The organism is Mycetohabitans endofungorum (genome assembly GCF_037477895.1).
GTDB lineage: Bacteria > Pseudomonadota > Gammaproteobacteria > Burkholderiales > Burkholderiaceae > Mycetohabitans.
Window position 1 is genome coordinate 909,474 of record NZ_CP132744.1, and the last position, 24,729, is coordinate 934,202.

At 58.8% G+C, this 24,729-nt stretch carries 24 protein-coding genes, 1 tRNA gene, 1 pseudogene and 1 riboswitch; of the genes and pseudogenes, 12 read left to right on the forward strand and 14 right to left on the reverse strand.

Features of this window, described 5'->3' with window-relative positions:
* Positions 1 to 89: 89 nt before the first annotated feature.
* The 3 genes from RA167_RS04095 to RA167_RS04105 all read right to left on the reverse strand — a co-directional run bounded on the left by RA167_RS04095 (position 90) and on the right by RA167_RS04105 (position 3,100).
* Complete coding sequence (locus RA167_RS04095) at positions 90 to 1,070, reverse strand: methyltransferase (protein ID WP_076786552.1); 981 nt, start codon at positions 1,068 to 1,070, stop codon at positions 90 to 92.
* Between the two features lie 51 nt (positions 1,071 to 1,121).
* Positions 1,122 to 2,813, reverse strand: a complete 1,692-nt coding sequence (locus RA167_RS04100; RefSeq protein WP_076786554.1) for a carbamoyltransferase family protein — start codon at positions 2,811 to 2,813, stop codon at positions 1,122 to 1,124.
* Positions 2,814 to 2,893: 80 nt separating this feature from the next.
* Entirely contained in the window at positions 2,894 to 3,100 is a 207-nt protein-coding gene (locus tag RA167_RS04105) for an MbtH family protein (RefSeq protein ID WP_076786556.1), read from the reverse strand.
* A 1,140-nt stretch (positions 3,101 to 4,240) separates the two neighbouring features.
* Here RA167_RS04105 and RA167_RS04110 point away from each other — a divergent pair.
* The 4 genes and pseudogenes from RA167_RS04110 to RA167_RS04125 all read left to right on the forward strand — a co-directional run bounded on the left by RA167_RS04110 (position 4,241) and on the right by RA167_RS04125 (position 7,057).
* Positions 4,241 to 4,528 carry a muconolactone Delta-isomerase family protein gene (locus RA167_RS04110; protein ID WP_041754371.1) on the forward strand — a complete coding sequence of 96 codons (288 nt, stop codon included), beginning with the start codon at positions 4,241 to 4,243 and terminating at the stop codon, positions 4,526 to 4,528.
* A gap of 17 nt (positions 4,529 to 4,545) precedes the next feature.
* Positions 4,546 to 5,397 carry a dienelactone hydrolase family protein gene (locus RA167_RS04115; RefSeq protein WP_076786558.1) on the forward strand — a complete coding sequence of 284 codons (852 nt, stop codon included), beginning with the start codon at positions 4,546 to 4,548 and terminating at the stop codon, positions 5,395 to 5,397.
* A gap of 134 nt (positions 5,398 to 5,531) precedes the next feature.
* The gene (locus RA167_RS04120) at positions 5,532 to 5,783 is read left to right on the forward strand and encodes a hypothetical protein (protein WP_076786560.1); all 252 of its coding nucleotides are present in this window, start codon (positions 5,532 to 5,534) and stop codon (positions 5,781 to 5,783) included.
* Between the two features lie 101 nt (positions 5,784 to 5,884).
* Positions 5,885 to 7,057: pseudogene (locus tag RA167_RS04125) on the forward strand (GNAT family N-acetyltransferase).
* A 487-nt stretch (positions 7,058 to 7,544) separates the two neighbouring features.
* Here RA167_RS04125 and RA167_RS04130 read toward each other — a convergent pair.
* The 9 genes from RA167_RS04130 to ybgC form a co-directional block, all read right to left on the reverse strand.
* The gene (locus RA167_RS04130; protein ID WP_076786562.1) at positions 7,545 to 8,921 is read right to left on the reverse strand and encodes a hypothetical protein; all 1,377 of its coding nucleotides are present in this window, start codon (positions 8,919 to 8,921) and stop codon (positions 7,545 to 7,547) included.
* A 764-nt stretch (positions 8,922 to 9,685) separates the two neighbouring features.
* A tRNA-Lys gene (locus RA167_RS04135) sits at positions 9,686 to 9,761 on the reverse strand.
* Between the two features lie 79 nt (positions 9,762 to 9,840).
* Positions 9,841 to 10,590 (reverse strand): tol-pal system protein YbgF, encoded by a 750-nt coding sequence (gene ybgF, locus RA167_RS04140; protein WP_076786564.1) that lies wholly within the window; start codon positions 10,588 to 10,590, stop codon positions 9,841 to 9,843.
* Between the two features lie 17 nt (positions 10,591 to 10,607).
* Positions 10,608 to 11,117 (reverse strand): peptidoglycan-associated lipoprotein Pal, encoded by a 510-nt coding sequence (pal, locus tag RA167_RS04145; RefSeq protein WP_076786566.1) that lies wholly within the window; start codon positions 11,115 to 11,117, stop codon positions 10,608 to 10,610.
* An 18-nt stretch (positions 11,118 to 11,135) separates the two neighbouring features.
* Entirely contained in the window at positions 11,136 to 12,428 is a 1,293-nt protein-coding gene (tolB, locus tag RA167_RS04150; RefSeq protein WP_076786567.1) for a Tol-Pal system beta propeller repeat protein TolB, read from the reverse strand.
* A gap of 143 nt (positions 12,429 to 12,571) precedes the next feature.
* Entirely contained in the window at positions 12,572 to 13,597 is a 1,026-nt protein-coding gene (gene tolA / locus RA167_RS04155; RefSeq protein ID WP_076786569.1) for a cell envelope integrity protein TolA, read from the reverse strand.
* The gene (gene tolR / locus RA167_RS04160; RefSeq protein ID WP_076786571.1) at positions 13,594 to 14,046 is read right to left on the reverse strand and encodes a protein TolR; all 453 of its coding nucleotides are present in this window, start codon (positions 14,044 to 14,046) and stop codon (positions 13,594 to 13,596) included. The genes tolA and tolR overlap by 4 nt, the downstream gene beginning before the upstream one ends.
* Positions 14,047 to 14,057: 11 nt before the next feature.
* Positions 14,058 to 14,735 carry a protein TolQ gene (gene tolQ, locus RA167_RS04165; RefSeq protein ID WP_076786573.1) on the reverse strand — a complete coding sequence of 226 codons (678 nt, stop codon included), beginning with the start codon at positions 14,733 to 14,735 and terminating at the stop codon, positions 14,058 to 14,060.
* Between the two features lie 55 nt (positions 14,736 to 14,790).
* Positions 14,791 to 15,264, reverse strand: coding sequence for a tol-pal system-associated acyl-CoA thioesterase (ybgC, locus tag RA167_RS04170; protein ID WP_076786575.1), 474 nt, complete (start codon positions 15,262 to 15,264; stop codon positions 14,791 to 14,793).
* Between the two features lie 152 nt (positions 15,265 to 15,416).
* Positions 15,417 to 15,515, forward strand: a riboswitch (ZMP/ZTP riboswitch).
* A gap of 152 nt (positions 15,516 to 15,667) precedes the next feature.
* Here ybgC and glyA point away from each other — a divergent pair.
* The 7 genes from glyA (at position 15,668) to RA167_RS04205 (ending at position 20,583) form a co-directional block, all read left to right on the forward strand.
* Complete coding sequence (gene glyA, locus RA167_RS04175) at positions 15,668 to 16,915, forward strand: serine hydroxymethyltransferase (RefSeq protein WP_076786576.1); 1,248 nt, start codon at positions 15,668 to 15,670, stop codon at positions 16,913 to 16,915.
* Positions 16,916 to 16,933: 18 nt separating this feature from the next.
* Entirely contained in the window at positions 16,934 to 17,428 is a 495-nt protein-coding gene (gene nrdR / locus RA167_RS04180) for a transcriptional regulator NrdR (RefSeq protein ID WP_076786578.1), read from the forward strand.
* Between the two features lie 237 nt (positions 17,429 to 17,665).
* Positions 17,666 to 18,211 carry a GspH/FimT family pseudopilin gene (locus tag RA167_RS04185; protein WP_139337084.1) on the forward strand — a complete coding sequence of 182 codons (546 nt, stop codon included), beginning with the start codon at positions 17,666 to 17,668 and terminating at the stop codon, positions 18,209 to 18,211.
* Positions 18,208 to 18,705 (forward strand): hypothetical protein, encoded by a 498-nt coding sequence (locus RA167_RS04190; RefSeq protein WP_076786580.1) that lies wholly within the window; start codon positions 18,208 to 18,210, stop codon positions 18,703 to 18,705. Before RA167_RS04185 ends, RA167_RS04190 begins: the two co-directional genes overlap by 4 nt.
* A gap of 71 nt (positions 18,706 to 18,776) precedes the next feature.
* On the forward strand, positions 18,777 to 19,550 hold the full coding sequence (locus RA167_RS04195) for a PilW family protein (RefSeq protein WP_237574323.1): 774 nt from the start codon (positions 18,777 to 18,779) through the stop codon (positions 19,548 to 19,550).
* Positions 19,547 to 20,074, forward strand: a complete 528-nt coding sequence (locus RA167_RS04200) for a hypothetical protein (RefSeq protein ID WP_338877258.1) — start codon at positions 19,547 to 19,549, stop codon at positions 20,072 to 20,074. The genes RA167_RS04195 and RA167_RS04200 overlap by 4 nt, the downstream gene beginning before the upstream one ends.
* Positions 19,990 to 20,583: a type IV pilin protein gene (locus RA167_RS04205; protein ID WP_237574322.1), complete on the forward strand. Its 594-nt coding sequence runs from the start codon at positions 19,990 to 19,992 to the stop codon at positions 20,581 to 20,583. The genes RA167_RS04200 and RA167_RS04205 overlap by 85 nt, the downstream gene beginning before the upstream one ends.
* 110 nt (positions 20,584 to 20,693) lie before the next feature.
* On the opposite strand, the gene RA167_RS04210 is transcribed toward RA167_RS04205, so the two are convergent.
* Positions 20,694 to 21,851 carry a hypothetical protein gene (locus RA167_RS04210; RefSeq protein ID WP_139337086.1) on the reverse strand — a complete coding sequence of 386 codons (1,158 nt, stop codon included), beginning with the start codon at positions 21,849 to 21,851 and terminating at the stop codon, positions 20,694 to 20,696.
* 440 nt (positions 21,852 to 22,291) lie between these two features.
* A complete protein-coding gene (locus RA167_RS04215; RefSeq protein WP_076786592.1) occupies positions 22,292 to 23,425 on the reverse strand; it encodes an IS701 family transposase in 1,134 nt (377 codons plus the stop codon).
* Between the two features lie 444 nt (positions 23,426 to 23,869).
* Between RA167_RS04215 and RA167_RS04220 the strand changes: the two genes are divergently transcribed.
* Positions 23,870 to 24,675, forward strand: a protein-coding gene (locus RA167_RS04220) for an IS5 family transposase (protein ID WP_139337087.1) whose coding sequence is annotated in 2 segments (ribosomal slippage) — positions 23,870 to 24,200 and positions 24,200 to 24,675 — 807 coding nt in all. Because the reading frame shifts where the segments join, the coding sequence is not laid out codon by codon here.
* Positions 24,676 to 24,729 lie beyond the last annotated feature (54 nt).

Here is a 24,729-nt window from a genome sequence, read left to right on the forward strand (position 1 = left end):
CGGCGTTGCTCCGCTACGAATCTTGCATGGCAGACCTCCGAGTGCGTCTGCCTTCGATAGCCTACCCGTGGTCACGGTTAGTGTATTTGTCACATATAACAGTGATCTTGCGCCCCAAGTGGGGTCGTCCAATTTTCATAAGTTTTACAGGCAATTTTTTCCGTGATACTGCCACGGCGCCCCTTTTTATATTTCAATATCAGCATATGAAGGTGCGTGACGCCGTCGTTGCGAGCAGTTCTTTTCATCTGAGCAATGACGTCATCGCTGTAACCAAAAATAGTGTTGAACCTGCCGACAAAATCATCATAAAGAATGGGCTGCCGATCCAGAATAATCTCCGCTGCCAGGCCTGGTAAATGATTCTCTAGGACTTCATATAGCTTGAATGGCTTCTTCTCATCTCCCGGAGCCATCGTGACCATTTGAAGCGTACCGTCGCTTGACAAGTGCTGGTCGATATTGGACAGTATCTTTTCGACAAAGTCCATTCCATAAACGCCTGCTGCGGAGTTAAGGTAGTACTCGATTCCGGGTGGAGTAGGCTCGAACGGAGGATTGGAACAAATAAAATCGAATTGCTTATCCTTGACAGATTCAAAAATGTTCGAAATGCTGCCGTCACGAATATCGAAATTCTTATCGATGTGGTTGATGATGGCGTTATGTCCGGCCAATATTTTTGCTCTTGGATTGACATCTAATCCAACACAAGATGTGGCTCCGTTGAGTAGGCAAAAAATGCTCAATACGCCTGAACCAACGCCAATGTCTAGAACGCTCGCCTGTTCTATATCCTCTGGGGACGTATAGTCCATGAAGAATAACTGTTCCGGCTGTATTGGAAGAACTTGATCAGCATCTTGATAGTGAAAGGCATCCGTCACGATCTTGATTGGATAGGGCGACGACAATAAATCATTTTTTTCGTCGTTTTTACCATTCAGGTCGTGATGCATTGAATTCCACTGGGCTAGAGGCAAGCAGTTGGCTATCTGATGAGAGCTTGTCGCCTGATCATTGTTTTTCGTGATGAAAAAAATACATTTTTCTTCGTTTGTGTGGTGCATAGCTATATTTCTCGTATTATCTGGTTATCGGTATTGCAATCGAGCACTGACTTATCTGACGACAAACCGATCGCCAATAAACAAAGCATCAATGGCCGTTCCTTGGAACGTCTTGATTGCATCCGATGGCGTGCAGACAATAGGTTCGCTATCGTTGAATGAGGTATTGAGTACAACCGGTACACCGGTCTTATCGAAAAAATGCTTAATCAGTGCGTGGAATTTAGGGTTGCTCTCTCGACTGACCATCTGCACACGAGCGGAATGATCCTTATGAAGGACCGCTGGAATCGATGCTTGGCGATCTTGCTTTGCCGGGCAGGCGAACAGCATCAATTGGTGGCTCATCGATGCTTGGCCGAGTTCGAACCAGTTGGCGGCTTCTTCAGCCAGTACGCTCGGTGCGAGAGGACGAAATTCCTCACGGTGCTTAACCTTCACATTGAGCACCTCGCGCATCGACGCGCTGCGAGGATCGGCCAATAGTGAACGGTTACCCAGCGCGCGTGGACCAAATTCCATGCGGTCTTGAAACCAGGCTACGATCTTGCCGTTGGCGATCAGCGTTGCCGCATCGCGCGCGGGATCAGCGCTGTGTTGGGGTGATAGACCTGCGTCACGGAATGCGGCATCGATAGCGGCATCGGAAAACGCCGGGCCCAAATACGGGTTAGTATCCGCCTGCGCTGGACGTTGGCCGGAAAGCGAATAATAAAGATGTAGCGCGGCGCCAACCGCCGTGCCTGCATCGTGCGGAGCGGTGGGGACATACATTTGAGAAAATAAGCCGCTTTCCTTGATGACGGAATTGCTGACGCAATTTAACGCGACACCGCCTGCGTAGCACAATTTATCGGAGGCGGCGTGCTCACGCAGCTCACGCACCAATCCCATAAGCGCGTGGTCCGTGGCTTCTTGAAGGGCGGCGGCAACGTGGCGATGATGGTCGAGGATCGGTTCCTTATCGACTCGTGCCGGGCCAAACAATGCCTCGATCTGCTCGAAGTCGGGCAGACGGAAATGGGCTACTTCCGGATCGATCGTATATCGTCTTTCTTCTGAATTAAGCAGTTTCTTGAATCTATCTCGGAAGACAGCTGGATCACCATAAGCGGCCAGCCCCATCAGCTTGCAGGCATCATATTCAGAAAAGCCCAAATATTTGCTCAGTTTTTCCCACAGGAACCCGAGTGAGTGCGGATAGGCAACCTGATCCAGTGTCGTTATCTTATTGCCTTCCCCACGAGCCAGCAAAGTACAGCCCGACTCGCCGATCCCGTCGACGACAAGGATGGCAGCTTGATCGAAGCCAGACGGATAGAAAGTAGAAGCGGCATGAGCGATATGATGTGGAACAAAGGCTAACTTGCTGCCAAATTGACGATCTAAAAGCGCATCAATTGCACCAGGAACTTGTTTGAGCTTGGCAAGAAAAATTTCCTCTCCTTCCGCACTTCCCCAATCACCTGGTAGGCTGAGCGAATCGAGCTTGAACTCGCGCTTTCTGAGGGCGGGATCAAACGAGTAGGCGACCCCATCCAAATCAGTGGCTTTCAATCCTGCATGGGAAAGGCAAAACTGTATGCTGTTTTTTGGTAGCTCAGCTGGGCCACTGACACAAGCTTCTTTCGCATGCTTGATCCGTGTGAATCGCTCTTCTTCGGCCGCCGCTACGATTTTACCGTCGATGACAATCGAAGCGGAGGATTCATGATAGGCGGAGTTGATGCCAAGGATTTTCATATCAATATTGTTCAGTCAAGGAGTGACAAAAAATAACTTCGCTTATCACGTAAGCAGATCAGCCGCGCCGGTGCTTTGGCTCAGTCATCTTTCTCAATTAGGCTTTTGGGGCGCATGTCGGTCCAATGCGTGTTGACATAGTCAAGACAAGCTTGGCGTGTATCGGGTCCGTGCACCACTTGCCAGCCCGCAGGCACCTCAGAAAAATTCGGCCACAATGAGTGCTGATTCTCAGAGTTAACCAGCACCACGAAGCTTCCATTTTGGTCATCAAAGGGATTAGTCATACATGAACTCCTTTACTTCCGCCGGTTGATAAGGTGACAGTGCCTAAAAAGAAGGAAAATGAATTCTGACTGCATTGCATACACGCTCAAAACACTCAGATGTTAAAACATTCGGCTTTACAGCATACGGCAAACGCACGTAACTACACCTGAGGAGGGCGACGGATACCTGCCTCAATATGAATTCGTAAATAGTTACCGTAGCGAAACTGACGAATACGGATCAAGCTTGCATGTAAAACGTCAACGTAACAGTGACTTGGAAGCTACGTGCAGCGTAAACGCCTCGCAATATCTAAATTAAATCCAGCGCCGAAGGGGGAGGAGGAGCGCAGGCAGGATGGATAGGTGTAGCAGGAGGTACTTCGTCATTTCCATTCACTCCAGACTTTACTTTCGTGAAACCAAACCTTTTGTTGAGATGCACTTGTCCTGCCAGCGAATCACCTCATGGCTTCATAAACAGCCGATATGTACAAGGTTTAACGATACCCAGTACCACCGTCATAAAGTGATTCAACTATAGAGGAGCTATTCGAAAAAGCCAAGCGCGCAGACCTAATTAAAACCGACAAATTTCGAACTGATATGCGCAAAGTTGCAATTTATTTGATGTAATGCTGAAATAAATGTTATTTATATTCATTATTGTAAATAATCGCTGCTCATCAAACAGTGATGACATGCGAGAGCGCTGCATTCGAGGGCTAATGTGCGATCAATTGATTCTTCTGGTTGTTGCGCACACAACTTGCATGCGATGCTTAAACGTGCATGAAATGCTAGAATGCGCGTTGCCCGATTATCTTTGATAGACGTGAAAACGGCAAGCACCATGACTCAAAATGTAAGCGCTGCGCACTTTTAACGACGGTAACCACTTATATTTGTTTTTCGACGACACCGTCGACCTGGCGCTCCGCCCACTATTTACGAGCGTTGACCCTGGCCCACAACCGTTTCCTTTCAAACGGGATAGTTCCGGCATGATGTTGATACGACGACCAGGAGGTCATGCCGCGCATCTCGGTCACCCATGCAAGCGTTGCCCTGAAGTCAACGACATGCGGGTATCGCGTGCATTGGTGGTACATCGCCGTGCCGCTACACTCAACGTATCCTGAATCGTGGAGTCGCATGATGCAATTTCTTGCTCTGTCGCGCTTGCGCACGGATCGTTATTCGGATGAGGACTTTGCACCGTTGCTCGAGGACGAGGCCCAGCGTGCCCGCACGCTGTACATCGAGGGCTCAGTGCGCCAGATCTGGTACCGCGGCGACAAGCGTGGGGCCTGCTCGATTCTCGAAGCCGATTCTGAGCCAGCGGCCCGCGCGATGATCGAGTCGTTGCCGTTGGTTAAGGCCGGGATGCTAGAACTCGAGCATCTAGTACCGCTACTGCCGTATCGCGGATTTGGTCCGCGCTGAGCATGAGGGACAGTCGAATGGACGACCCGAAGCTCAAGTCGAACAGTGCGCGCACCGCGATGGGCGCGCACGAGCGCGTATCAGCGGCGGCCTCGCCGGTGCAAGGCACTACGATCCATACCGACGCGCAAGGATTGGTGGTGGGTGAAACGAGCGTTTCGTCGGCCGGCTTTGAGGTTCCGGTCTATTTTGCAAAGCCCGGTTCGGGCGGCGGCTCGCACCCGGTGCTGCTGGTTGTGTCCGAAGTATTCGGCGTGCATGCGCACATCGCGGACGTATGCCGGCGCTTTGCTAAGCTGGGCTATCTGGCGCTCGCACCGGACCTGTTTGCGCGCCGTGGCGATGCTTCAGCGTACCAGACACTGCCTGAATTGATGCGCGAGGTGGTGTCCCGGACTGCCGATACACAGGTGATCGCCGACCTCGACGCAGTCGCAGCGCATGCCGGTGTGCTGGGTGGGGACGTCGGCCGGCTCGGCGTCACGGGTTTTTGCTGGGGTGGCCGCATCACATGGCTCTACGCGGCGCATAACGTGAGCGTCAAGGCGGGCGTGGCATGGTACGGTCGGCTCGATGGCGATGTGACGGGCAGCACGCCCGCCCATCCGGTTAGCGTAGCGTCCCGGCTGTACGCGCCCGTGCTGGGCCTGTATGGCGGACAGGACCCGATCGTGCCGGCGGCGCATCTGAGCGCGATGCGCGCCGGACTTGAGCAGGGGAGTCCCGCCGCCAGGTCATCGCGTATTGATGTCTATCCGCACGCCGGACATGCGTTTTTTGCCGACTATCGGGCGAGCTACCAACCCGCCGACGCTGCACATGCATGGGATGAGTGCTTGACGTGGTTGCGTTTGCACGGCGTTGCATGATGTGTTTGGCAAGCTCGGGTTCTGCATGGTCGCACGCGGACGGCTGACCTTGTCCGTTCATCGTGTCAGCGCTGCCGTTACGTCGTTCCACGCCAGTTCGCCCGGGCACACGGGCCCAATTATGCGGCCCGTTCGTGTATCGCAAACTGCGCGAGACGTTGGCCGGGGCACGGCGACGTGCTGCCGGCCAGTCGTGCCGATGCGGGGCCTATCAAACAGATGTGACGGGCCGGCCCAGCGTACCGGCCATCGGTGAAAACCCGTGTTCGCGCAACTATCTCAATGACGCGGCAACGGATCGCGAGGATCTGAAGGGCAGCGTTGCCGTCGATTTCCTCGCACGCCGGGTGCGCCTGTTGCGCCATCCACTGCGGCTGGCACGATGAAAATCACTAGCCCTAGCGCTTCTCACGGTACCGCTGGATGACTAAGATGTGCGTCAAACCCCACCGGCATCACGCCGGCCGTCATCGATGAGAGAATGACCTTGTCCACCCCGACGAACACGTTCGGCCAGCCGGTTGGGCGGCCTCTTGCCGATTGGTCTGCGCGCGCTTACCCGCGGCGCGTCACACTGCATGGACGCTATTGCCGGCTTGAACCGTTGCAGCCTGACCGGCATGCGTCAATGCTGCACGCCGCGTACGCAAAGGCGACCGACGGCCGGGACTGGACGTATCTGGCGGTCGGACCGTTCGATGACGAGGTCAGTTATCGGCGCTACGCCGAAAGTGCCGCGGCGAGCACGGATCCGTTGCATTTTGCGGTGATCAATCTAACAAGCGGCCGGGCGGTTGGCACGCTCGCCTTGATGCGCATCGATCCGGCCAACGGTGTAATCGAGGTGGGCTCGGTGGCATTCTCGCCGGAGCTGCAGCGCACACCGGCATCGACTGAAGCACAGTACCTGCTAATGAAGTACGTGTTCGACACGCTAGGATACCGTCGCTACGAGTGGAAGTGCGACAGCCTGAACGAGCCATCACGCAAGGCGGCCGTCCGACTCGGCTTTCGCTACGAGGGCACGTTCCGGCAAGCCGTCGTCTATAAGGGGCGCTCTCGCGACACAGCGTGGTTTTCGATCATCGATAGCGAATGGAGCGCGCTTGCCGCGGCGTTCGACGCATGGCTGTCGCCACAGAACTTTGATGCGCAATGCGCGCAGCGCCTTTGCCTCACGGCGATTCGCACGCAGCAGGCGGCGGCTCGGCGTGCCGGTGACCGTCCGGCCGCTTGACGCACTGCACGAGGCGGCGTGGCGGCCGCTATGGCGTGCCTATTAGGTGTTCTATCACATCGCGCTAAGCGAGGCTGTATGCGCGACGACGTGGGCTCGGTTGATGGACCTAAACGAGCCGATGTCCGCCCTAAGCGCTTTTGACGCGCAGGAGCGTCTGCTGGGCATCGTGCACGCCATTTATCATTGCTCGTGCTGGACGACGGGTCCTTACTGTTACCTGCAGGATTTGTTTTCGTTGCCCGACGCCCGCGGCCAAGGCGTGGGCCGGGCGTTGATCGAAGCCGTGTACGAGCATGCACGCGATGCGGGGGCAAGCCGCGTGTACTGGCTCACCCATGAGGCAACACGACCGCCCGCGCATTGTATGACAACCTCGCGACGTATGCCGGCTTCATTCAATACCACAAGGACATCGAATAGCGTCGCCACGGTATGGCCTGCGCAGGGGGCTGCGATAGGTGCAGCACGATAAAGCGTCCGGGACCCGCTCACGCGTCGCAGACTACCGTTTGCTGGGGCGACGGAAGCAGTGGTGAACGCCATGCACGAGGATTCAGATGGCTGTGAGTCTTTCGCCCTGTCGCCTAGCGGCCAGGCGCGCACCCGCGGTGCCACTAAGCGCCAAGCCCACATGTCACAGCACCGTCTGCACTCGGGCTGTGCGACGCTTGATAGGCCTACCGCAAGCGATGACGCGCCAGCTATCGGCGCGGCATCAGCCTAGGAGCCCACACTATTAAAATAATCCACCTCCCTAGTGCCCAACAAGCGAAGCTGGTCTGTTTGTGGATCGGATTGGAGCCTTTTAAGCACTTCTTCCATGCCTGTGGCAATTGCTTCGGAATCGCGTACAGTGCTAATTCCGGGCAGTAAGGCGGGGCCTAGCGTCATGGGCGTTTGCATTGAGCTAGGGACGGCGATGGCTTGCGTCGGACTCGGGGTGGCGTAGCAGCAGCATACGGGTGTCTATCGTCGCCCGCTCTTGCTCCGTGAAGTGGTTGCGGTCCATAAAAGCGGTGACCTCGTTGACCGCATCTTGCCATTTTGGGGTTCTTAGCATGGCCCCCACCTTGCTCAGTACCTCCAGCAATGCTGTTGCGCTGCTGCCGTCAAGTAACTGCAACGCACGCTGCCACACGTGCTTCGAGAGCGCGTCGTCTAGCAGGAAGGTCCATTCCAGCAAACCCTGTGCGACCTGTACGCGCTGCTCGGGCAACACGCGCAGCAAGACTGGCTCCAGTAATTGGAGTTCGTGCGCGTGGTGCTCGCGCGGCAACATAACCAACCCGCGTGGCAGTTTACGCAGCGCAGCGCCCAGCTGCTCGTCCGGAAGCGATAGTGCTAGCTGTCGCAGCTCTGCATAGTGCGCTGCTCGCGCTTCTCTCGGTAGCCTTTCTATAGCGGCAGCTACCATGCCGACCGGCGCACCTTGTAGCGAGGGCGGCAGCGATCGTGCTTGCTGCCGCAAGGTCGCATGGGCCGAAAGCGTTTTGCTGCTGTCGGGATCCTCCAGAGGAGAGAAGCTCAGTTTCGGAGCCAATAGCGGAATCAGTTCGGCCTTCTGGGGCGCGTCCAGGTATGGCAGTTGGTTGAGCAATGCTTGATAACGTTGAATGTACCGCCGAGACGGCGTCCATACATTGACAAGCGCTTTGGCTAGTTCAGGCCAAAAATTCGCTTGATCGGGGCGACGCCGTTCAGCCAGCGCACAAGCGAAATCGAACATTCGAAGTCGCATGCTTTTCGAAATCCCCCCCAGTGATGCAAGCATTGTTTTTTGTAAGGGAAGGCCTTGTTCCGGGAGGCGGTCGGCTGCTGCAAATAACAATTTAAAGGCCTCGATTTTGTGTTTCTTAGATAGTCCCATTGATTGAGATTGTTTCCACAAAGCGGTGAGCGGTTCGGCCCGCAGATCCGGTTCGGCCTGTATTTGCTCAATTTCACCTATCAGTTGTTGCAGTGACGCGAGATCGGAGACGCTGGCCGCTTGCTGGTAACAGCGCCACGCCCATCGTCTTTCCTCCATCAGGGTATAGGTGTTGCGATTAACACGTGAAAACTCGGGAATATGATCCAACGGTAGGTAGCGTGCGACCTCCAGAATCACTTCGCCTGGCAAAGTGTCGTAGATTCTGGGCTTTTTGGGGTGTGTGTCGAGTGTGGTGTCCGCTGATCGTTTCACGCCCGTAGGCGGTGCAGCGGGCGACCCTTGGTGGGCTTGTTCGTTCATCGTATAAATAGCGATGGGGGTAGTATCCAATGCGTCGTTAAAGTCCATCGACAACGCCGGGAATCAGATATGGGCCATGAAGCGGGTGATCAGGGCGAGAGGGCCCCGGACGCTGAGGCTAGGATAAGCGTAGGGTGTAGCGGGGCACAAATGGGCCGCCGTGGAACGAACGAGGGCGGATCATACGATGATTCACTGCCTGCTAGGCAGCAGGCTAGCAAAGAATGAATGCCTAACCGCGACCGCGAGCGGCCATCGACTAGTTTTGTGTCGAATAGTCATAACGTTCGCTCAGAAAGCGCACTCCCTTCCTCGCCTGCGGGCTTGGCTTAGGTTGATGAACAGGCGGCCAGGCAGCAGGTGCGACGTCAACGGCGGGAGCTTTATCAAATTTTTTCTATGGTTGCTCGCCACTGGACAATAAAATGCACAATTCGGTCCGCAGAAGACCAATCGATTTCGGCCAATCTCCTGAAGCTGCGTTTCGCTTTGAACTTAATGAGCGTCTACGCGGAATGCAAAAGGTTGCACTTCACTTAGGCTTCCTGTCGATGCTGACACTCTGAGTAATCAAGCCGGAGAAGGTCGGCGACCTATTGGTTGGGCGGATTCAGATGGCGGATATTACGCCGGACGACGTCATGGTTGACGTGTACTAGAAAGCGTTGATATGGCAGCTAAACAGGCCCAACGCGAGGGTATCGATTCATTGCACGCAGCAATGAACACGTGGCCGCTCGATATGAGACGCTGTCTAATAATAGACTCATCGCCCAATGGAAAAGGGCCCACACTCACGTGCGAGCCCTTGATTTCCTTGGTAGGCCGTACTGGATTCGAACCAGTGACCAACGGATTAAAAGTCCGCTGCTCTACCAGCTGAGCTAACGACCCAAAGAGCCAAAGATTATATCGACAAAAAACCGCTTGGTCAAGCGAACGATTCACGGCGAGCCGCCGACCGGTACTCTCCTTATCGGATCTGCGCCAACCGGCTTTGTGCCGCCTGCGCGGCATTCGATCCGCTGTATCGCGCAAGCACTTGTCCCAGTGTTCGCTTCGCGGCTGCCTTCTGCCCTTGCTCCAATTGGTTGTTCGCGATAGCGAGCAATGCCTCTGGCGCGCGCGGGTGCGTGGGGTACTTTGTCACGACACCCTGCAACACTGTCGTCGACGCCTTGTAGTCTCGCTGTGCGTACAACGCATTGCCGAGCCAGTATTGTGCCGTCGGCTGATAGGGGCTGTTTAGATACTTCGACACGAACGCCTTAAATCCCGACGTTGCGCCCTTGAAGTCACCGTTCTTGAACAGTTGCAGCGCTGCATTGAACGCGTCCGTTTCGCCTGGCTGTACCTCGCCCTGGACGCCATCGATCGTCTGTTGCTGAGGTTCGAACTTCTTCAGTCGGGCATCCAGGTCGGTGTAGTAGTCACGCTGTTGCTTTTGCAGCGCGGCGACTTGATTGGCCAAGTCCTCGTTCTGTCCGCGCAACGTTGCTACCTGCTGGTTCAGCTGGTCAAGGCGGTTCGATTGATCGAGTATCGTGCGCTGCGCCGCGCTCATCTGGTTTGCCAACGAGTCGGCTTTCGCGCGCAGGTCCAGCACCGCCTGCCGTGCCTCGTTATCGTCGAACAGACCGGCGTGCGCAGGCGGCGCGGCAAGCGCGGCGCCTGTCGCAGCCACAGCTGCAGCAACGCGCAGCCTACTGAAACGGACTTTCATGCGTCAGTCACCACTGGTTATTGATAGACGAGATCGGCGCGGCGATTCTGCGCCCACGAGGCTTCGTCGTGGCCCGTCGCAGCCGGTTTTTCCTTACCCAGGCTCACTGCTTCCATCTGACTGTCGTTTACCCCGAGCAGTGCCAGCGCGCGGCGTACCGACTCGGCACGCTTTTGGCCCAATGCCAGGTTATATTCGCTGGTACCGCGCTCGTCGGTGTTGCCTTGGATCAGCACGTGGCGTTGCGGATGGCCCTTCAGGTATTGCGCGTGGGCTTGCAGCAGTGGCTGATATTCATTGTTGACGGCGTAGCTGTCGAAATCGAAGTAGATGCTGCGTTTGGCAAGCGGGCTGTTCGGGTTGTTAAGCTCGTCAACATTGACTTGCTGCACGTCGGTCGACTGCGGTTGCGTGCCCACGGCGCCTGCCTTGGCGTTGGCGCCTTCATCAAGCTTGACACCGGAGTGGCATGCCGCCAATGCGCCCACCATCAGCGCTGCAAAAACGATACGCAATTTGGACATCATTTGAAGCTCTCCTTATGGTTATTGCATGAAAGGGCCCCAGGACGGCTCACGCACGCCGCCGCCCGGGATCGACAACACCTGCCGTATGCTGCCGTCGGTCGAAACCGCGGCCAGCACTTGGCGGCCATTGACATGCGTCGCGTAGAGCAGGTATTGGCCGTTCGCCGCGAAACTCGGTGATTCGTCGTGCGTCGTGTCGGTGAGCGCCGTCGCGGATCCTGTCGACAGGTCCTGCAGATACAGCTTGAATGCACCGCCAACGCGCGAAATATACGCAAGTTCTTTGCCGTTCGGCGAGACGCGCGCACTGGTGTTGTAGCTGCCGTTGAACGTCACACGCTGCGCGGCGCTCACCGATTCGCCTTGTACGGGCATCTTGTAGATTTGAGGCGGGCCGCTGCGGTCGCTGGTGAAGTAGATTGACTGCCCATCCGGTGAGAAGGCCGGCTCGGTATCGATCGAGTTGCCGCGGGTAAGGCGGCGCAAGCCGGAGCCATCGGCGTTGACAATAAAGATCTGCGTATTGCCGGTCAGCGACAGCGCTACCGCGAGCTTCGTGCCGTCCGGCGACCACGCCGGTGCACTGTTGTTGCCCTTTTGGTCAGATACCATCATGCGCCGGCCGGTTGGCAAGTCGTGAATGTACACGATCGGTTTCTTTCTTTCGAAGGATACGTAGGCGAGCTTCGTGCCGTCCGGAGACCACGTTGGAGAGATGATCGGCTCCGGACTCGTCAGCGCGATATGCTCGTTCTGGCCGTCCGAGTCGGAGATCTTGAGTTGATAACGTCCGCCGTGACGCGTCACATATGACAGCCGCGTGGCGAACATCCCGTGCGAGCCAAGTAGCTTTTGATAGATGTAGTCGGCGGCCTTGTGCGCGCTCATACGCAGCCCGCTTTCCGGGCTTACAAGTGAGAGCCCGCCCAGGCTTTGTTGCTTGACCGTGTCGTACAGACGGAATCGTACTTCGTACTGGCCGTTCGCGAGCCGCGTGACGCTGCCGCCGACGAACGCGTTTGCCCCCTTGGCCTTCCAACCGCCGAGATCGACTGAGTCGGATTCGGACACCGGCGCGCTACCCGCGTCGATGTTGCTGAACTTGCCGCTGCGGGCCAGGTCGGCCCGCACGATCGCCGCGACCTGCTGCGGTGAATTGGCCCCGTTTTCAAAATTTGCCACCGCAATCGGGAACTGGGTCGAACCGACACCTGTGACGAGCACCGTCAGGTCGGCGCGCGCCGATGTGCCGGCGGTGACGAGCAATGACGCAACTAGCGTTTTCAGCCCCAGTTTTTTAATCAAACTCATGGCTTTTCCTACTTTCCCTGACTACATTGTTGGCGATTTTGCAACCCAGAACAGACCGTGAAACGGGGCGATCGTTCCCTTGGCGCAATCGCACCGCGGTGCTTTACGAGCGTGCATGGAGATGTGCCTCGGTCAACGACTAATCATCCGCCGGCAGGCCGCATCCGAATATTGAAGCTTGCCGGTGCCTTGCCATGGGTATCCAGCGGCATCGGATCGGAGCGTTGGACCGCACGCAGCGCCGCGTCGTCCCACTGCGCGTTACCACTGCTGCGTGCGATGCGCGCGTCGAGCAGCGCACCGTCGGGTGCGCAGCGTACGGCAATCAGCGTGTCTAGCCCTTCAGTGGGCCCGGACCAGATGACATTGGGCCGCACACGGCGCTGCACCTTGTCCGCATAGCCAGCTGACGTTGCGGTTCCGCCGCTTCCCGTGCCTGTGCCGCTCTTGGCCAGTCCGTTACCCCCGGGCGCATCACCGGCCAGGCCCTGCAACTGCGCCAGCCTTGCCCGGCGCGCTTGGTCGAGCTTCTGGCGCGCGACCTGCTCGGCCGCCTGCTTGGCCTTGGCCGCTTGTTGCTCCTGCTGTTTTTTCGCCTGGGCAAGCTTTTCCTGCTGCTCCTTTTCCTGCTGCGCCTTCAACGCTTCTTGCTTTTTCAGCGCCTCTTGCCGTTGCTGCGCCGCGAGCTGCTGCTCGCGCAATTTTTCTGCTTCTTGCTGCTTCAGTTTCTCGGCCGCTGCTTTTTGCGCGGCGAGTTGCTGGCGGCGCGCCTCGGCTTGCCTGTGCACGCGCTCCTGTTCGGCCACTTGCGCCTGGCGCTCCGCCTCTTGTTGCTTGCGCCGCTTCTCCTGTTGCAACGCGATGTCCGCCTCCTCGCGCTGTGCTGGCGGTGGCGCGAGCTGCGCTGGCGTCGGCGCAGGGGCAGGGGCAGGGGCAGGGGCAGGGGCAGGGGCAGGGGCAGGGGCAGGGGCAGGGGGGGGCGAGGCCGGCGTGCTCGGCACCTGCGTCCAGATTTCTGCTTCAGCGCCGGCAGGGGGGCTGTTTTGCCATTTCATCCCGTGGTACAGAAAGAGTGCGAGCAGCACGTGCATCAACGCGGCGAGCGCGAGTGCGCGCAGCGTGCCACGTTCCCGCGGCGGGTCAAACGGATATCCTGTTTTCGGCTTCATTTCGGCTTGACGAGCAGCCCGACGCGTTTCACGCCGTTTGCTTTCAGCTGCGACATGACGTTCATCACGATCTCGTACTTGACCGCTTTGTCCGCGCCGATCACGACCGGCTGGTCGGGGTGGGCCTGCGCCCGGTCGGCGACAAAGTGGTCCAGGTCTGCCAGCGTCATCGGCAATTCCTGCGTGGTGCCCGACGCGTCGTTCTTGTATTTAACACTCATGGCGCCGTCAGGCTTGATATTGACGATAACGGGTGGCGTCTGTTCCTGCGGAGCAGCATTGCCGACCGTGGGCAAGTTGATGATCGACGGCGCGACAAGCGGAGCGGTCACCATGAAAATGACGAGTAGCACGAGCATCACGTCGATGTACGGAACGACGTTGATGTCGGACATCGCGCGGCGCGAACGGCCACCGCGCAGACTGGAGCGGATCGGAGTGCCGGCCATCGGGTTCCCCGTCAGTGAGCCTGCCGTTGCAGGATGTTCGAAAATTCTTCGATGAAGGTCTCGAAGCGGATCGACAGGCGGTCGATGTCGTGTGCGTAGCGATTATAGGCGACCACCGCCGGGATGGCCGCAAACAGGCCGATGGCGGTGGCGACCAACGCCTCCGCGATGCCAGGCGCGACGCTAGCCAGCGTCGCCTGCTGCACGTTCGCAAGCCCGCGAAACGCGTTCATGATGCCCCAGACAGTGCCGAACAGGCCGATGTACGGGCTCACCGAGCCGACCGACGCAAGAAACGCTAGGTTGGCCTCGAGCGCGTCCATTTCGCGCTGGAACGCGGCGCGCATCGCGCGACGCGCACCATCCAGAATCGCACCGGGTTCGGCAACGCGTTTTTCCTTGGCTTTCAGGAACTCACGCATGCCTGACTCGAAGATCCGCTCGAGGGCGCCAATCGTATGACGATTGGTCGCCGCGCTCTGGTACAGCGTCTGTAGGTCGCCACCCGACCAGAAATCGCGCTCGAACCATTCAGTCTGCGCGCGGGCGCGACGGATCGAGAACCATTTGCGGAAGATGAAAGTCCAGGACATCAGCGACAGCAACAGCAGCAGTGCCATGACGGCTTGCGCCAGCAGGCTTGCGTTCAATACGAGCGAAATGATCGAAAGGTCTTGTGCGTTATTCATGGTGATTCACTGGGTGGAGCGGATCGGCTCACGTTCTGTGCAGTGTCAACGTATGTCAGCGTGCGAGCGTTGACAGCTGCGCATCGCGCGGGCCGCTCAGCAACGCTTGGCGTACGGTGTCAGGCAATGGCACGGGCCGGATTGTCGTGCGTTGGACGCAGGCCACGCGGATCGTGCCGGTGGATAGCACTTTGCCGTCGCAACTTGCCTGTTGGTAAAAATCAACCGAGGCGGGGCCGAGCCGCTCGATACGACTCTCGATAATTAGCACGTCGTCCAGGCGCGCCGGGGCCCGGTAGTCGACGGCAGTGCTGCGCACGACGAACATGACCTGCTGGGCGTCGGCCAGCTGCCGCTGGTCGACGCCACATGCACGCAGCCACTCGGTGCGGGCCCGTTCGAAGAACTTGAGGTAATTGGCGTAGAAGACAATGCCGCCGGCGTCGGTGTCTTCAAAATATACGCGTACCGGCCATATAAAGCCGGGCCGGGCTGCCGGTTCAGGCGAGATCCTATTCATCCGCGGGATTCTACCGGAACGCGTGTGACAGTCCCGAACGATGAACGGTGTCGCGCTGCGTATAAGCAGCCGCGACGTCGCAATGACGGAAAAAAATGAACGGGCGTTTTTAATGCCACGCTCAGTTGCCTATTCAGCCCCCTTCCAATACACTAACGCGCCTAACCCTGCGTAACTGGCGATAGCGACTTTTAAGTCGGAGGTGGAGCAACCACCGTGAAGCGCGGGGTGCATTCTTGCCGTTCGCCTGGGCAGCCGTGATCCGGTCGCAGTCGTTGCGTCACCCGGGCTGTCCTGTCCTTGCGTCATCGGAAGTCTCCTTCCGCTAAGCCGTTCCAGGACCGTATTCCTGCCGTGGGCGCGACAGTGCACCGATTCGGTCAACCGTTTGAACATTGAAGGGAACTGACGCATGTTTGACAAAGCCGAGCAAACCATTGCGAACGTCGATCCGCAAGTCTGGCAGGCGATTCAGAACGAGAACCGCCGGCAAGAAGACCATATCGAGTTGATCGCGTCGGAAAACTATACGAGCCCGGCGGTGATGGCGGCCCAAGGCTCCCAACTGACCAACAAGTACGCCGAAGGGTATCCCGGCAAGCGGTACTACGGCGGCTGCGAATATGTCGATGTGGTCGAGCAGTTGGCGATCGAGCGGGTCAAGCAGCTGTTTGGCGCGGAGGCGGCGAATGTACAACCCAATTCGGGTTCGCAGGCCAATCAGGGGGTGTTCTTCGCGGTCCTCAAGCCGGGCGATACGATCATGGGCATGAGCCTCGCGCATGGCGGCCACCTGACGCACGGCTCGCCGGTCAACCTGTCCGGCAAGTGGTTCAATGTCGTCAGCTACGGGCTGAACGAGAACGAGGACATCGACTACGATGCAGCCGAGCAGCTCGCGCAGCAGCACAAGCCGAAGCTGCTGGTCGCGGGCGCGTCGGCGTTCTCGCTGCGCATCGACTTCGAGCGCCTGGCACGGATCGCGAAGTCGGTCGGTGCCTATTTCATGGTGGACATGGCGCACTATGCGGGGTTGATTGCCGCCGGCGTCTATCCGAACCCTGTGCCGCATGCTGATTTTGTGACGACAACCACGCACAAGAGCTTGCGTGGTCCGCGTGGCGGCGTGATTCTGATGAAGGCCGAGCACGAAAAGGCGGTCAATTCAGCGATTTTTCCGGGCATTCAGGGCGGTCCGTTGATGCACGTGATCGCGGCGAAGGCCGTCGCGTTCAAGGAAGCGCTGGCGCCGGAGTTCAAGTCCTACCAGCAGCAGGTCGTGGACAACGCGCGCGCGCTCGCCGAAACGCTGGTCAGGCGCGGCTTGCGGATCGTATCCGGCCGCACCGAGAGCCATGTGATGTTGGTCGATCTGCGTGCGAAACAGATCACGGGCAAGGCTGCGGAGGCCGCGTTGGGCGCCGCGCACATCACCGTGAACAAGAATGCGATCCCGAATGATCCGGAAAAGCCGTTCGTGACTAGCGGCATCCGGCTCGGCTCGCCGGCGATGACCACGCGTGGTTTCGGTCCCGAGCAGGCCGAGCAGGTCGGCAACCTGATTGCCGATGTGCTGGACAATCCAGAAGATGCGGCAACCATTGAGCGGGTGCGTGGCCAAGTCGCCGAACTCACGCGCCGGTTCCCGGTGTACAAGTAAGCTGCGGGACGAATCGCCATGCGCTGCCCGTTTTGCCGGCACGACGACACCCAGGTGGTGGATTCGCGCGTGTCGGAGGACGGCGCAGCGATCCGCCGCCGCCGCCGCTGCCCGGCTTGCGACAAGCGCTTCACGACATATGAGCGGGTCGAACTCGCGCTGCCGACGGTCGTCAAGAAGGATGGCACGCGAGTCGAATTCGACCGCCGCAAGATTCTGTCCAGCATGCAACTTGCGTTGCGCAAGCGGCCCGTGGCCGCCGAGGCGATCGACGAGGCGGTGGCGCGTGTCGAGTACCAGTTACTGGCATCCGGCGAGCGCGAGGTGCGCAGCGAACGGCTCGGCGAACTGGTGATGGACGAGTTGCGCAAGCTCGACAAGATCGCCTATGTGCGTTTCGCATCGGTGTACAAGCGTTTTGAGGACGTGTCCGAGTTCAAGAATCTGATCGATGAGTTCGGTCGATCCGCAGCCGGCACGTCCGGCTCCGCGTCGCGCAAGCGGCAGTCATAGGCGCCTCTGACGGCGTCATCGCGTTTCCCATCCTATATCGCTGTTCCACCATTAAGCCGCATGGCGTGTAGTTCGACGTGCTGCGGCTAAAGATCCGCGACGCGAAGCGGGCGCAAGCGCCTGGCCCGGCGCCGCTGGCCATTCGGTCAATTGTTGCGCGCCGCGCGCCGTCCTACAGTGTTCGTCAATGGCAACGCATCGAGCGTTGTGTGTCACGGGCATCCAGGAGGCGTGACGGTGGAACGATATCGAGCCGCGCGGCGGCGCGGATTCATGCTGGCCGAGATCTGTACAGTCATGGCAATTTCATTGGCGTTGGCAGCATGGGTGATTCCGTCGCTCCACGAATGGCATTCGCGAGAGCAGATTCGGGCGGCGGCGCGTGCACTGGCGCGCACGTTGTCGTTGGCCCGTAGCGAGGCCGTGGCGCGTCAGGCACCGGTGACGGTCTGCCGCTCGGATGGTGCGGGTCAGTGCATCTTACCTGGCCGACCGTGCGCCACGGGCGCGCTGGACTGGTCCTGCGGCTGGCTGATGCAGACCCGGCAGCCTGGCGTCGGCGCGTGGCCGATCCTGCTACACACACAACCGGCTGTGAGCGATGTGACGATCACCGGCAGTACGACGGAAATGAGATTTTTGCCGCCCGCCGGCTTATCCGCTGGCAGCTTTCGCGGCTTTGCGGTGCGCGCAGCGCGCGCGTCACCGCGTATTGCGGCGTTGCATGTTCGTCTTGCGGCCGGTGGCCGTGCGTTGATCCATGCTGATGCGTATCGCAGATGAGTTTCGCGCGTGGCTTGTCGAGCCGGCTGCGCACGATCGGTGTGGTCCCGCCCACGGTCCGGGCGCCATGGCGCGCGTTACGTGTGTCGCGGCCGGGCGTAGCGGGGGCCACGATGATCGAAGCCGCGATAGCCACTGCATTGGCCGCGGTGGCCATCGTTGGCGCGGGCGCGGCGTGGCAGGCGATGGTGCGTTCGGATCAAGCTTTGTCGAATCGTATGCGAGCGGCGTTAATCGCGGACGCCGCGCTCGAGTTGATGCGCGCCGGACACCCGCAATCCGTGGCGCTCGCGCACGCGAGTCGGGATGCGTCACGCCAACTGCTCGACGGTACCGTGACGGTGGAACGCGATCCGGACGGGGCCGACCTGCTGATACTCGAATGGTCGGAACCGGCCGCCGGCGCGTCGCAGCGGGCAGCGGCGTGCCGCGGGACGATCGTGCCGCCCGACGGATATGTGCGCCGCTGCCTATCGCTGGGCTTCCTCGCATGATCAGCGTGCCACGCAGGCGTGCTGGGGGGCATACGCTGGTGGAATGGCTCCTTTCATCGACCATTGGTTTGATGCTCACGCTCTTGCTGGCCGGGTCGTATGGCACGCTTAGCGGGACGGCCGGTCGGGTTGACGAAACCCGCCGGGCCGTAGCCGCCGCTCAACAGGCGCTGGAGATCATTGCGGCGCATGCAAGACTTGCCGGAATGCCGCAGGCTTTCCCACAGACATCGCGCGCCTCAACGGCCCCAACGTCGACGCGGGCGGCTGAAGCCCCCGATTCGCTCGCTGCGGATGAGACGACGCGAGACCCGCCGATCTTCGGTTGTGAGCGCGGCATACCCGAACGCGAGCAAGCTGGGCGATGCCGCGCGGTCATGCACGACTCGGATGGCGTGGTTTTTCGGTATGCGGCCGACCCGGTGGCGACCTGGCCATCGAAAGACAACTGGCCCACCGATTGCCTGGGCCAGAACGTGACAGGCGACACGATTGCGGTGCGTTTCTACGTTCAGGAGCGTACACCCGACCAACCGGAGCTTTATTGCCGGGGCAATGGCCACGACATGACGGCACAGCCGTTGGTCGATGGCATCGAGCAGCTGCGTTTGTCCTATTGGCTCGCCGGCGCCCACGCCGCGGTTCGCGCGTCGTCGTTATCCGAGCCGGACTGGCGTCGTATCGTAGCCATCGATGTCTGCGTCGTGTCGCGCGGACCGGTGGCGACGCGTCCGACGACCTACCTTGATTGCGACGGCAAACGGGTGATGCCGGCCGATCGACGGATCCGTACCGCCTGGATGCGCCGCGTGGCGATTCGCAACACCGTTGCGGGCGGCGCGTGATGATGCGCGCGTTGCTCAGGCAGCGTGGCAGCGCGCTGCCGTTCGTGTTGATATTCGCTGTCGCGTTGACCGCGCTGCTCGAATCATCATTGGACGCGGTGCGCTCAACGGCGCGCATGGAGCGTGGACTCATTGCGCATATCGAAGCATTTCATGCGGCGGATTCGGCGCTGCGATGGTGCGAACGTTACGTGACGCATGCGTTCGACATCGGTGCACCGGTTCATGGTGTCACACCGAGCCCACAGGCCATGCCCGCATGGCATCAGCGTGCGTTATTCAATGGGGAAGCCGGTAGCGCGATACAGCCGGTGCGTCGCTGGCGTGCCGGCGGGCGGGCGCCGCAGTGCCTGATCGAGGGGGTGAATGTCTCAGAGGCTGGCGCGACCGCTTATCTGCTGACCGCGCGCGGCTTCGCGGTCGAGGAGGAGAGAGAAATATGGTTGCAGGCGATCATGTGGGTTGGCGACACGCAGCGGACGGTGCGTACCGGATGGCGGTTCGTGGCCCGCAGGCCGTTTTGAGCGCGGTACGGTGCCGGGGCATGACGCTGGTCGAACTGGCGATGGCATTGGCGCTCGTTGCTATCCTCGCAACCTATGCGTTGCCAACGTATCGTGAGCAAATGCGCCGCAGTATGCGAGTAGCCGCCGTCAGCGCCGTTTATCGCGCTGCTCACTATGTCGAGATCCAACTCGTACAGCGTACGCAGGCGCTCGGTGGAACTGGCATCGTCACGGATCCCATTGTACTTCCGGCAGAGTTCGGGCGCGTACCGCCGGGTGCGCGCGCCGCCTATGCACTACGGGTTACCGGTGCGACGCGGGTCAATGGCGGGTACTCCGTGGTGGCCGAGCCGCTGCACGACGGCCCGATGGCCGACGATCACCTGTGCGGTGCGTTCAAGCTCGACGCCACGGGACAGCGAAGCAATTCCGGCGCAGCTGGGGCTGCGGGCGGATCCGCTAGTCCGTCGGACCCGGCGCGTATCCTCCCGCGATGGCACGAGCAGACGTATTGCTGGACTCGATGATGCGCGCGCCGCGCCGGCGCGTGCCGTCGAACCATCACGTGCACCCGGCGGCAGCCGTAGTGCACGCGTGTTCGCATCCTTTCTTAATGCGCACCATAATTGCATTTAAATCACGTGCGATCGATTGCTAGCGGAGCGCGCAGCGCGACAGATTCAATGTCTTGCGCGCTCGCTGCTGGGGACGGTTCCGCTGTATTCTCGTCATTTTCTGTCTCAACTTCTTCCTCATCAAGTGCCACGCCTTTTTCCATCGAGGCAGAGTCTTGCCGTAAAAACAGATCTTTGCTAGAGCTTTCTTTGGCCGTTGGTGCCCAATTTTTATCCATCCATTTTTCCACACACTGCGTCAGGTTCATCTGTGGATTCTGGCGCCCCTTTGACGCTAATTGCATCGCATGAAAAGGATTAATTGGGGTAGATTTAGCCGCTGCAGTCAACGAAGTAGAGGGTGCTGGTGCCGTATCATTGGGCGCCTTATTGGTCGCCTTCTCGCGCAGCACTTCCCCAATCACCTTTTTTGCCGCGCTGCCACTTGTCTTACCCGATGCTTTGCGCGCCTTTTCGGAAAGATCCGCACCCGCTGCGGCCGGTCCACCTACTTTAAGAACAATAGAGGCAGCTTTGGCGGCGGGATGGGGAACCATGCCGAGGGCCGTTGCCACAGCGGTTGTCGCCGTTAAACCGGCTGCGGCTGCAGCCGCATCATGCGTAGCACGACCTTTAATCGCTTCTGCGACTTGCTGGATACCTTCTGGTGTTGTGGTGACGCTTGCGAGTGCCGCACTGGCGGCGCCCCGCGCTGTCTTGTACGCGCCTTGAGCCGTATCTGCTATCACAGCGCCAGTAATTTGAGTCGCCTCTTGCGGTGTAATCGAGGCATTTCCGCGCGTAATATTGACGGCGCCTTGCACCGTCCTAGCATCATCGGCTAGATCCTGGAATGCTGTTTGCGCATTCTGCACTGACTGAGAGGGTTGCGTGATCAAAGTCCGACATTTGTCCACCAAACCCACACGCTTATCATATTGATGAGTAATACCTTCGACGATAGGATTTGCTCCTTCTGCTGGCGCGATGCGTCGGCTTATATCACCAAGGCGTTGGTTACCGGTTTGCAAGATAGAATTAGGGACTTTCGGTGAATTTGTCGTTTGAACTGTCTCTGTTTCGTTAGCATTGTTGTCCCTTTTGGATAGACGGTCGATGAGCACGCCTCCCACGAAACCGCCGCCATATTTAGCTGCTTGAGTTGCTATTGTCCTCAGCATTCTACCTCCTATTTAAAAGCTGCATATAGGTTAAGCATGCCGGCCTAAAGCCCGCCCAAATAAATTGCCAATTCTGTTGCGCGGCCTGGGTAATTCATGGCCATCGCCAACTGATACCGCTTTAACCGCGTGGTGCGCCATTGCGGCAAATCTCCATCTAGATCGCTACGCAACTCGTTTGCAGCATTAACAGCGCGCCGTGGCACCGTGGCCTATCGTCGCTCATCGACCAGCCCCATAACGCCGGCCCTAATACTACAGCCGTAACTATTCACGGTGGCGCGCAACCACGAGCGCGATAATGAGCCTGCTGCGCTCGCCATTGATGGGTGCGACGCCAGATTGACCATCGCAGAACAGTGTTAATCGAGCTCAATCCCCTCCATAAAAGACGGCATAGTAATCGGCGAATCTCCTGCACGCTCAGCGGCACCCTGCCTTCAGGCGTTTTTTTTACTGCGCGCGCTCAGCGTAACCAGAACAGCATGGGCTAGCAGCGTGAGGGTGATATGGCGATACCAGCCCTGCCATCGGCGCACCTCGTACTGATCCAAACCGCATTCGCCCTTGGCTGCCTCAAAGCTGGTCTCAATTTGCCATCTGCGCCCCGCCACCTTAACCAGTGCCTGCTTCGAGGCCTTGCTGCGTGGCGCATAGACGAGGTAATAGGCATGCTCCCGTTTCTCATCGAGGCTGCGCCGTACCAGCAAATAGTGTCCGAAGCGGCGCTCCTCAGCGCTAGTTTGCAAGCGCCACAGCTCAATGAGTGCCCAGTCGTAGAGGCGCTCGCCTTTCGCTCCAGCGCCTGCCGACAAACGTTGCCATGCCCGGGCAGGCACGCTCTGTGCAATGCGCTGCGCACGAACATACGTCGGCCCCTGCCACCATAGCGGTTCATTCTTTGCCACCGCCATCACAAACGGCTGCTGGCGCGATTCCAACCATAGCCTCAACCTGCGATCGCCCCCGTACACCTCATCGCCCGTCACCCACCCGCAGGGCACGCCCGCCTCCAGGGCGCGCTCAAGCATCTGTCGAGCCAATTGAGGCTTGGTGGCAAACTTGACCGTCTCAGGAACGCCCGCCGCCGCGCAACGCGACGGCTCATCTGTCCAGGCTTTGGGCAGATAAAGCTCCCGATCAATGAAGGCACTGCCCTTCTTGCCGGCATAACAGAGAAACACCCCAATCTGGCTGTTCTCGATGCGCCCCGCGGTGCCACTATACTGACGTTGCACGCCGACCGAGTGCTCGCCTTTCTTGACGAATCCTGTTTCATCCACAATCAGCACGGCATCCGTGGCTCCCAGCTGTTCGACCACATACTGGCGCAGCACGTCACGCACGGCGTGGACATCCCACCTGGCCCGATCAAGCAGATACTGTACGCTGTCTGGTGTCGATTCACCCATCCATTCTGCTAGCTGCCAGCCATTCTTGCGCTCCACCCCACCCAACAGAGCCTTCAAATAGGCCAGTGAGCGCTGGCGCGATTCCGAACGACTGAACTGGCATGCAATCCTTTCGTGCAACGCCACTAGCTCACGCTCCCATCCTTGCACCAGTGTCTTCATCAATCGTGCGCCACATACAATCCCTTCGTAATTTTAATCCATTATAGTTACGGCTGTAGTACTAAGCTGGCGTCTGGCCGCCAATCTTCGGCTAGCATCGCATCATGTGATGCAATTGTTACGCTGGCAAGTTTCTATACAAGCGTCACATTACTATAGAACAGGGAGCGGCGTTCACCCAAGGTTTTATTGGTCGCTTCAGGCGCCAACATGGAAGCAGCACAGGCAAAGGTTGTGCTCCACCACGTTTGCGAGCGTGCGCTACAATAGGTGATCAAGGCACGATGAAGTAAAAAACCTGAAGTTGTCAAGATTCGGGGCGTTTGGATTGACCTCCCCCGTACCGGCGCAGGCCGCATGAGAAGTTAATTCTTCGGATCAATTTTAGTTAAGAGTCGCTAACGCAACCTGGACGTCAGGCTGTAAGGCTCGTATCCTGGAGTCATGGCAAGACGCAAAATCAGCAATGAATTATGGGCGGTGCTGGAGCCGTTGATTCCAGCGTTCACGCCCTCACCTAAAGGCGGGCGTCGGCGCACTGTTGACGACCGGGCGGCATTGAACGGTATCCTGTATGTCCTGCATACAGGCGTTCCATGGGAAGACTTGCCGCAGGAGCTCGGCTTTGGCAGCGGCATGACATGCTGGCGCCGATTGCGCGACTGGCAGGCCGCAGGCGTGTGGAGCAGGCTGCATCTGGCGATGCTTTGCCGGTTGCGTGAACATGACCAGATTGATTGGGAGCGAGCGAGCCTGGATGCGACCAGCGTTGCCAGCCCCCGGGGGGCCAGGAAACCGGCCCCAACCCGACGGACCGGGGCAAACTCGGGAGCAAAAGGCATCTGGTCGTAGATGCCCGGGGCGTTCCCTTGGCGATCACAGTCACGGGTGCCAACCGGCATGATTCGATGGCCTTCGAGCGCACCCTCGATACCCTCCCAGCCGTGCCGGGCTTGAGCGGTTCGCCGCGCAAACGCCCGGGCAAACTGCATGCGGACAAGGGCTACGACTTTGTCCGCTGCCGACGCTATTTGAAACAACGCGCAATCACTGCACGTATCGCCCGGCGCGGCGTAGAAAAGCACGAGCGGCTTGGACGGCATCGCTGGGTAGTCGAGCGCACGCACGCCTGGTTTGCCGGTTTTGGTAAGCTGCGCATCCGCTTCGAGCGGCGTCTGGACATTCATATCGCCTTGCTCCGCTTGGCCGCCGCCATTATCTGTTCGCGCTTCGTGGACGACTTGTGTTAGCGACTCTAAGTTATACAAAGCCTTGCTCCGATAAAGCCATTATTACGTAGAGTG

Excerpts from the sequence above, each read along its gene's own strand:
- RA167_RS04115 (WP_076786558.1), top strand. The coding sequence starts at position 4,546 with ATGGACGACCCGAAGCTCAAGTCGAACAGTGCGCGCACCGCGATGGGC.
- RA167_RS04190 (WP_076786580.1), top strand. The coding sequence starts at position 18,208 with ATGAGTTTCGCGCGTGGCTTGTCGAGCCGGCTGCGCACGATCGGTGTG.
- glyA (WP_076786576.1), top strand. The coding sequence starts at position 15,668 with ATGTTTGACAAAGCCGAGCAAACCATTGCGAACGTCGATCCGCAAGTC.
- RA167_RS04105 (WP_076786556.1), bottom strand. The coding sequence starts at position 3,100 with ATGACTAATCCCTTTGATGACCAAAATGGAAGCTTCGTGGTGCTGGTT.
- RA167_RS04215 (WP_076786592.1), bottom strand. The coding sequence starts at position 23,425 with ATGAAGACACTGGTGCAAGGATGGGAGCGTGAGCTAGTGGCGTTGCAC.
- tolB (WP_076786567.1), bottom strand. The coding sequence starts at position 12,428 with ATGAGTTTGATTAAAAAACTGGGGCTGAAAACGCTAGTTGCGTCATTG.
- tolA (WP_076786569.1), bottom strand. The coding sequence starts at position 13,597 with ATGAAGCCGAAAACAGGATATCCGTTTGACCCGCCGCGGGAACGTGGC.
- ybgF (WP_076786564.1), bottom strand. The coding sequence starts at position 10,590 with ATGAAAGTCCGTTTCAGTAGGCTGCGCGTTGCTGCAGCTGTGGCTGCG.
- RA167_RS04100 (WP_076786554.1), bottom strand. The coding sequence starts at position 2,813 with ATGAAAATCCTTGGCATCAACTCCGCCTATCATGAATCCTCCGCTTCG.
- pal (WP_076786566.1), bottom strand. The coding sequence starts at position 11,117 with ATGATGTCCAAATTGCGTATCGTTTTTGCAGCGCTGATGGTGGGCGCA.
- RA167_RS04195 (WP_237574323.1), top strand. The coding sequence starts at position 18,777 with ATGCTCACGCTCTTGCTGGCCGGGTCGTATGGCACGCTTAGCGGGACG.
- nrdR (WP_076786578.1), top strand. The coding sequence starts at position 16,934 with ATGCGCTGCCCGTTTTGCCGGCACGACGACACCCAGGTGGTGGATTCG.
- RA167_RS04110 (WP_041754371.1), top strand. The coding sequence starts at position 4,241 with ATGCAATTTCTTGCTCTGTCGCGCTTGCGCACGGATCGTTATTCGGAT.
- RA167_RS04210 (WP_139337086.1), bottom strand. The coding sequence starts at position 21,851 with ATGCTGAGGACAATAGCAACTCAAGCAGCTAAATATGGCGGCGGTTTC.
- tolR (WP_076786571.1), bottom strand. The coding sequence starts at position 14,046 with ATGGCCGGCACTCCGATCCGCTCCAGTCTGCGCGGTGGCCGTTCGCGC.
- RA167_RS04205 (WP_237574322.1), top strand. The coding sequence starts at position 19,990 with ATGGTTGCAGGCGATCATGTGGGTTGGCGACACGCAGCGGACGGTGCG.
- RA167_RS04095 (WP_076786552.1), bottom strand. The coding sequence starts at position 1,070 with ATGCACCACACAAACGAAGAAAAATGTATTTTTTTCATCACGAAAAAC.
- tolQ (WP_076786573.1), bottom strand. The coding sequence starts at position 14,735 with ATGAATAACGCACAAGACCTTTCGATCATTTCGCTCGTATTGAACGCA.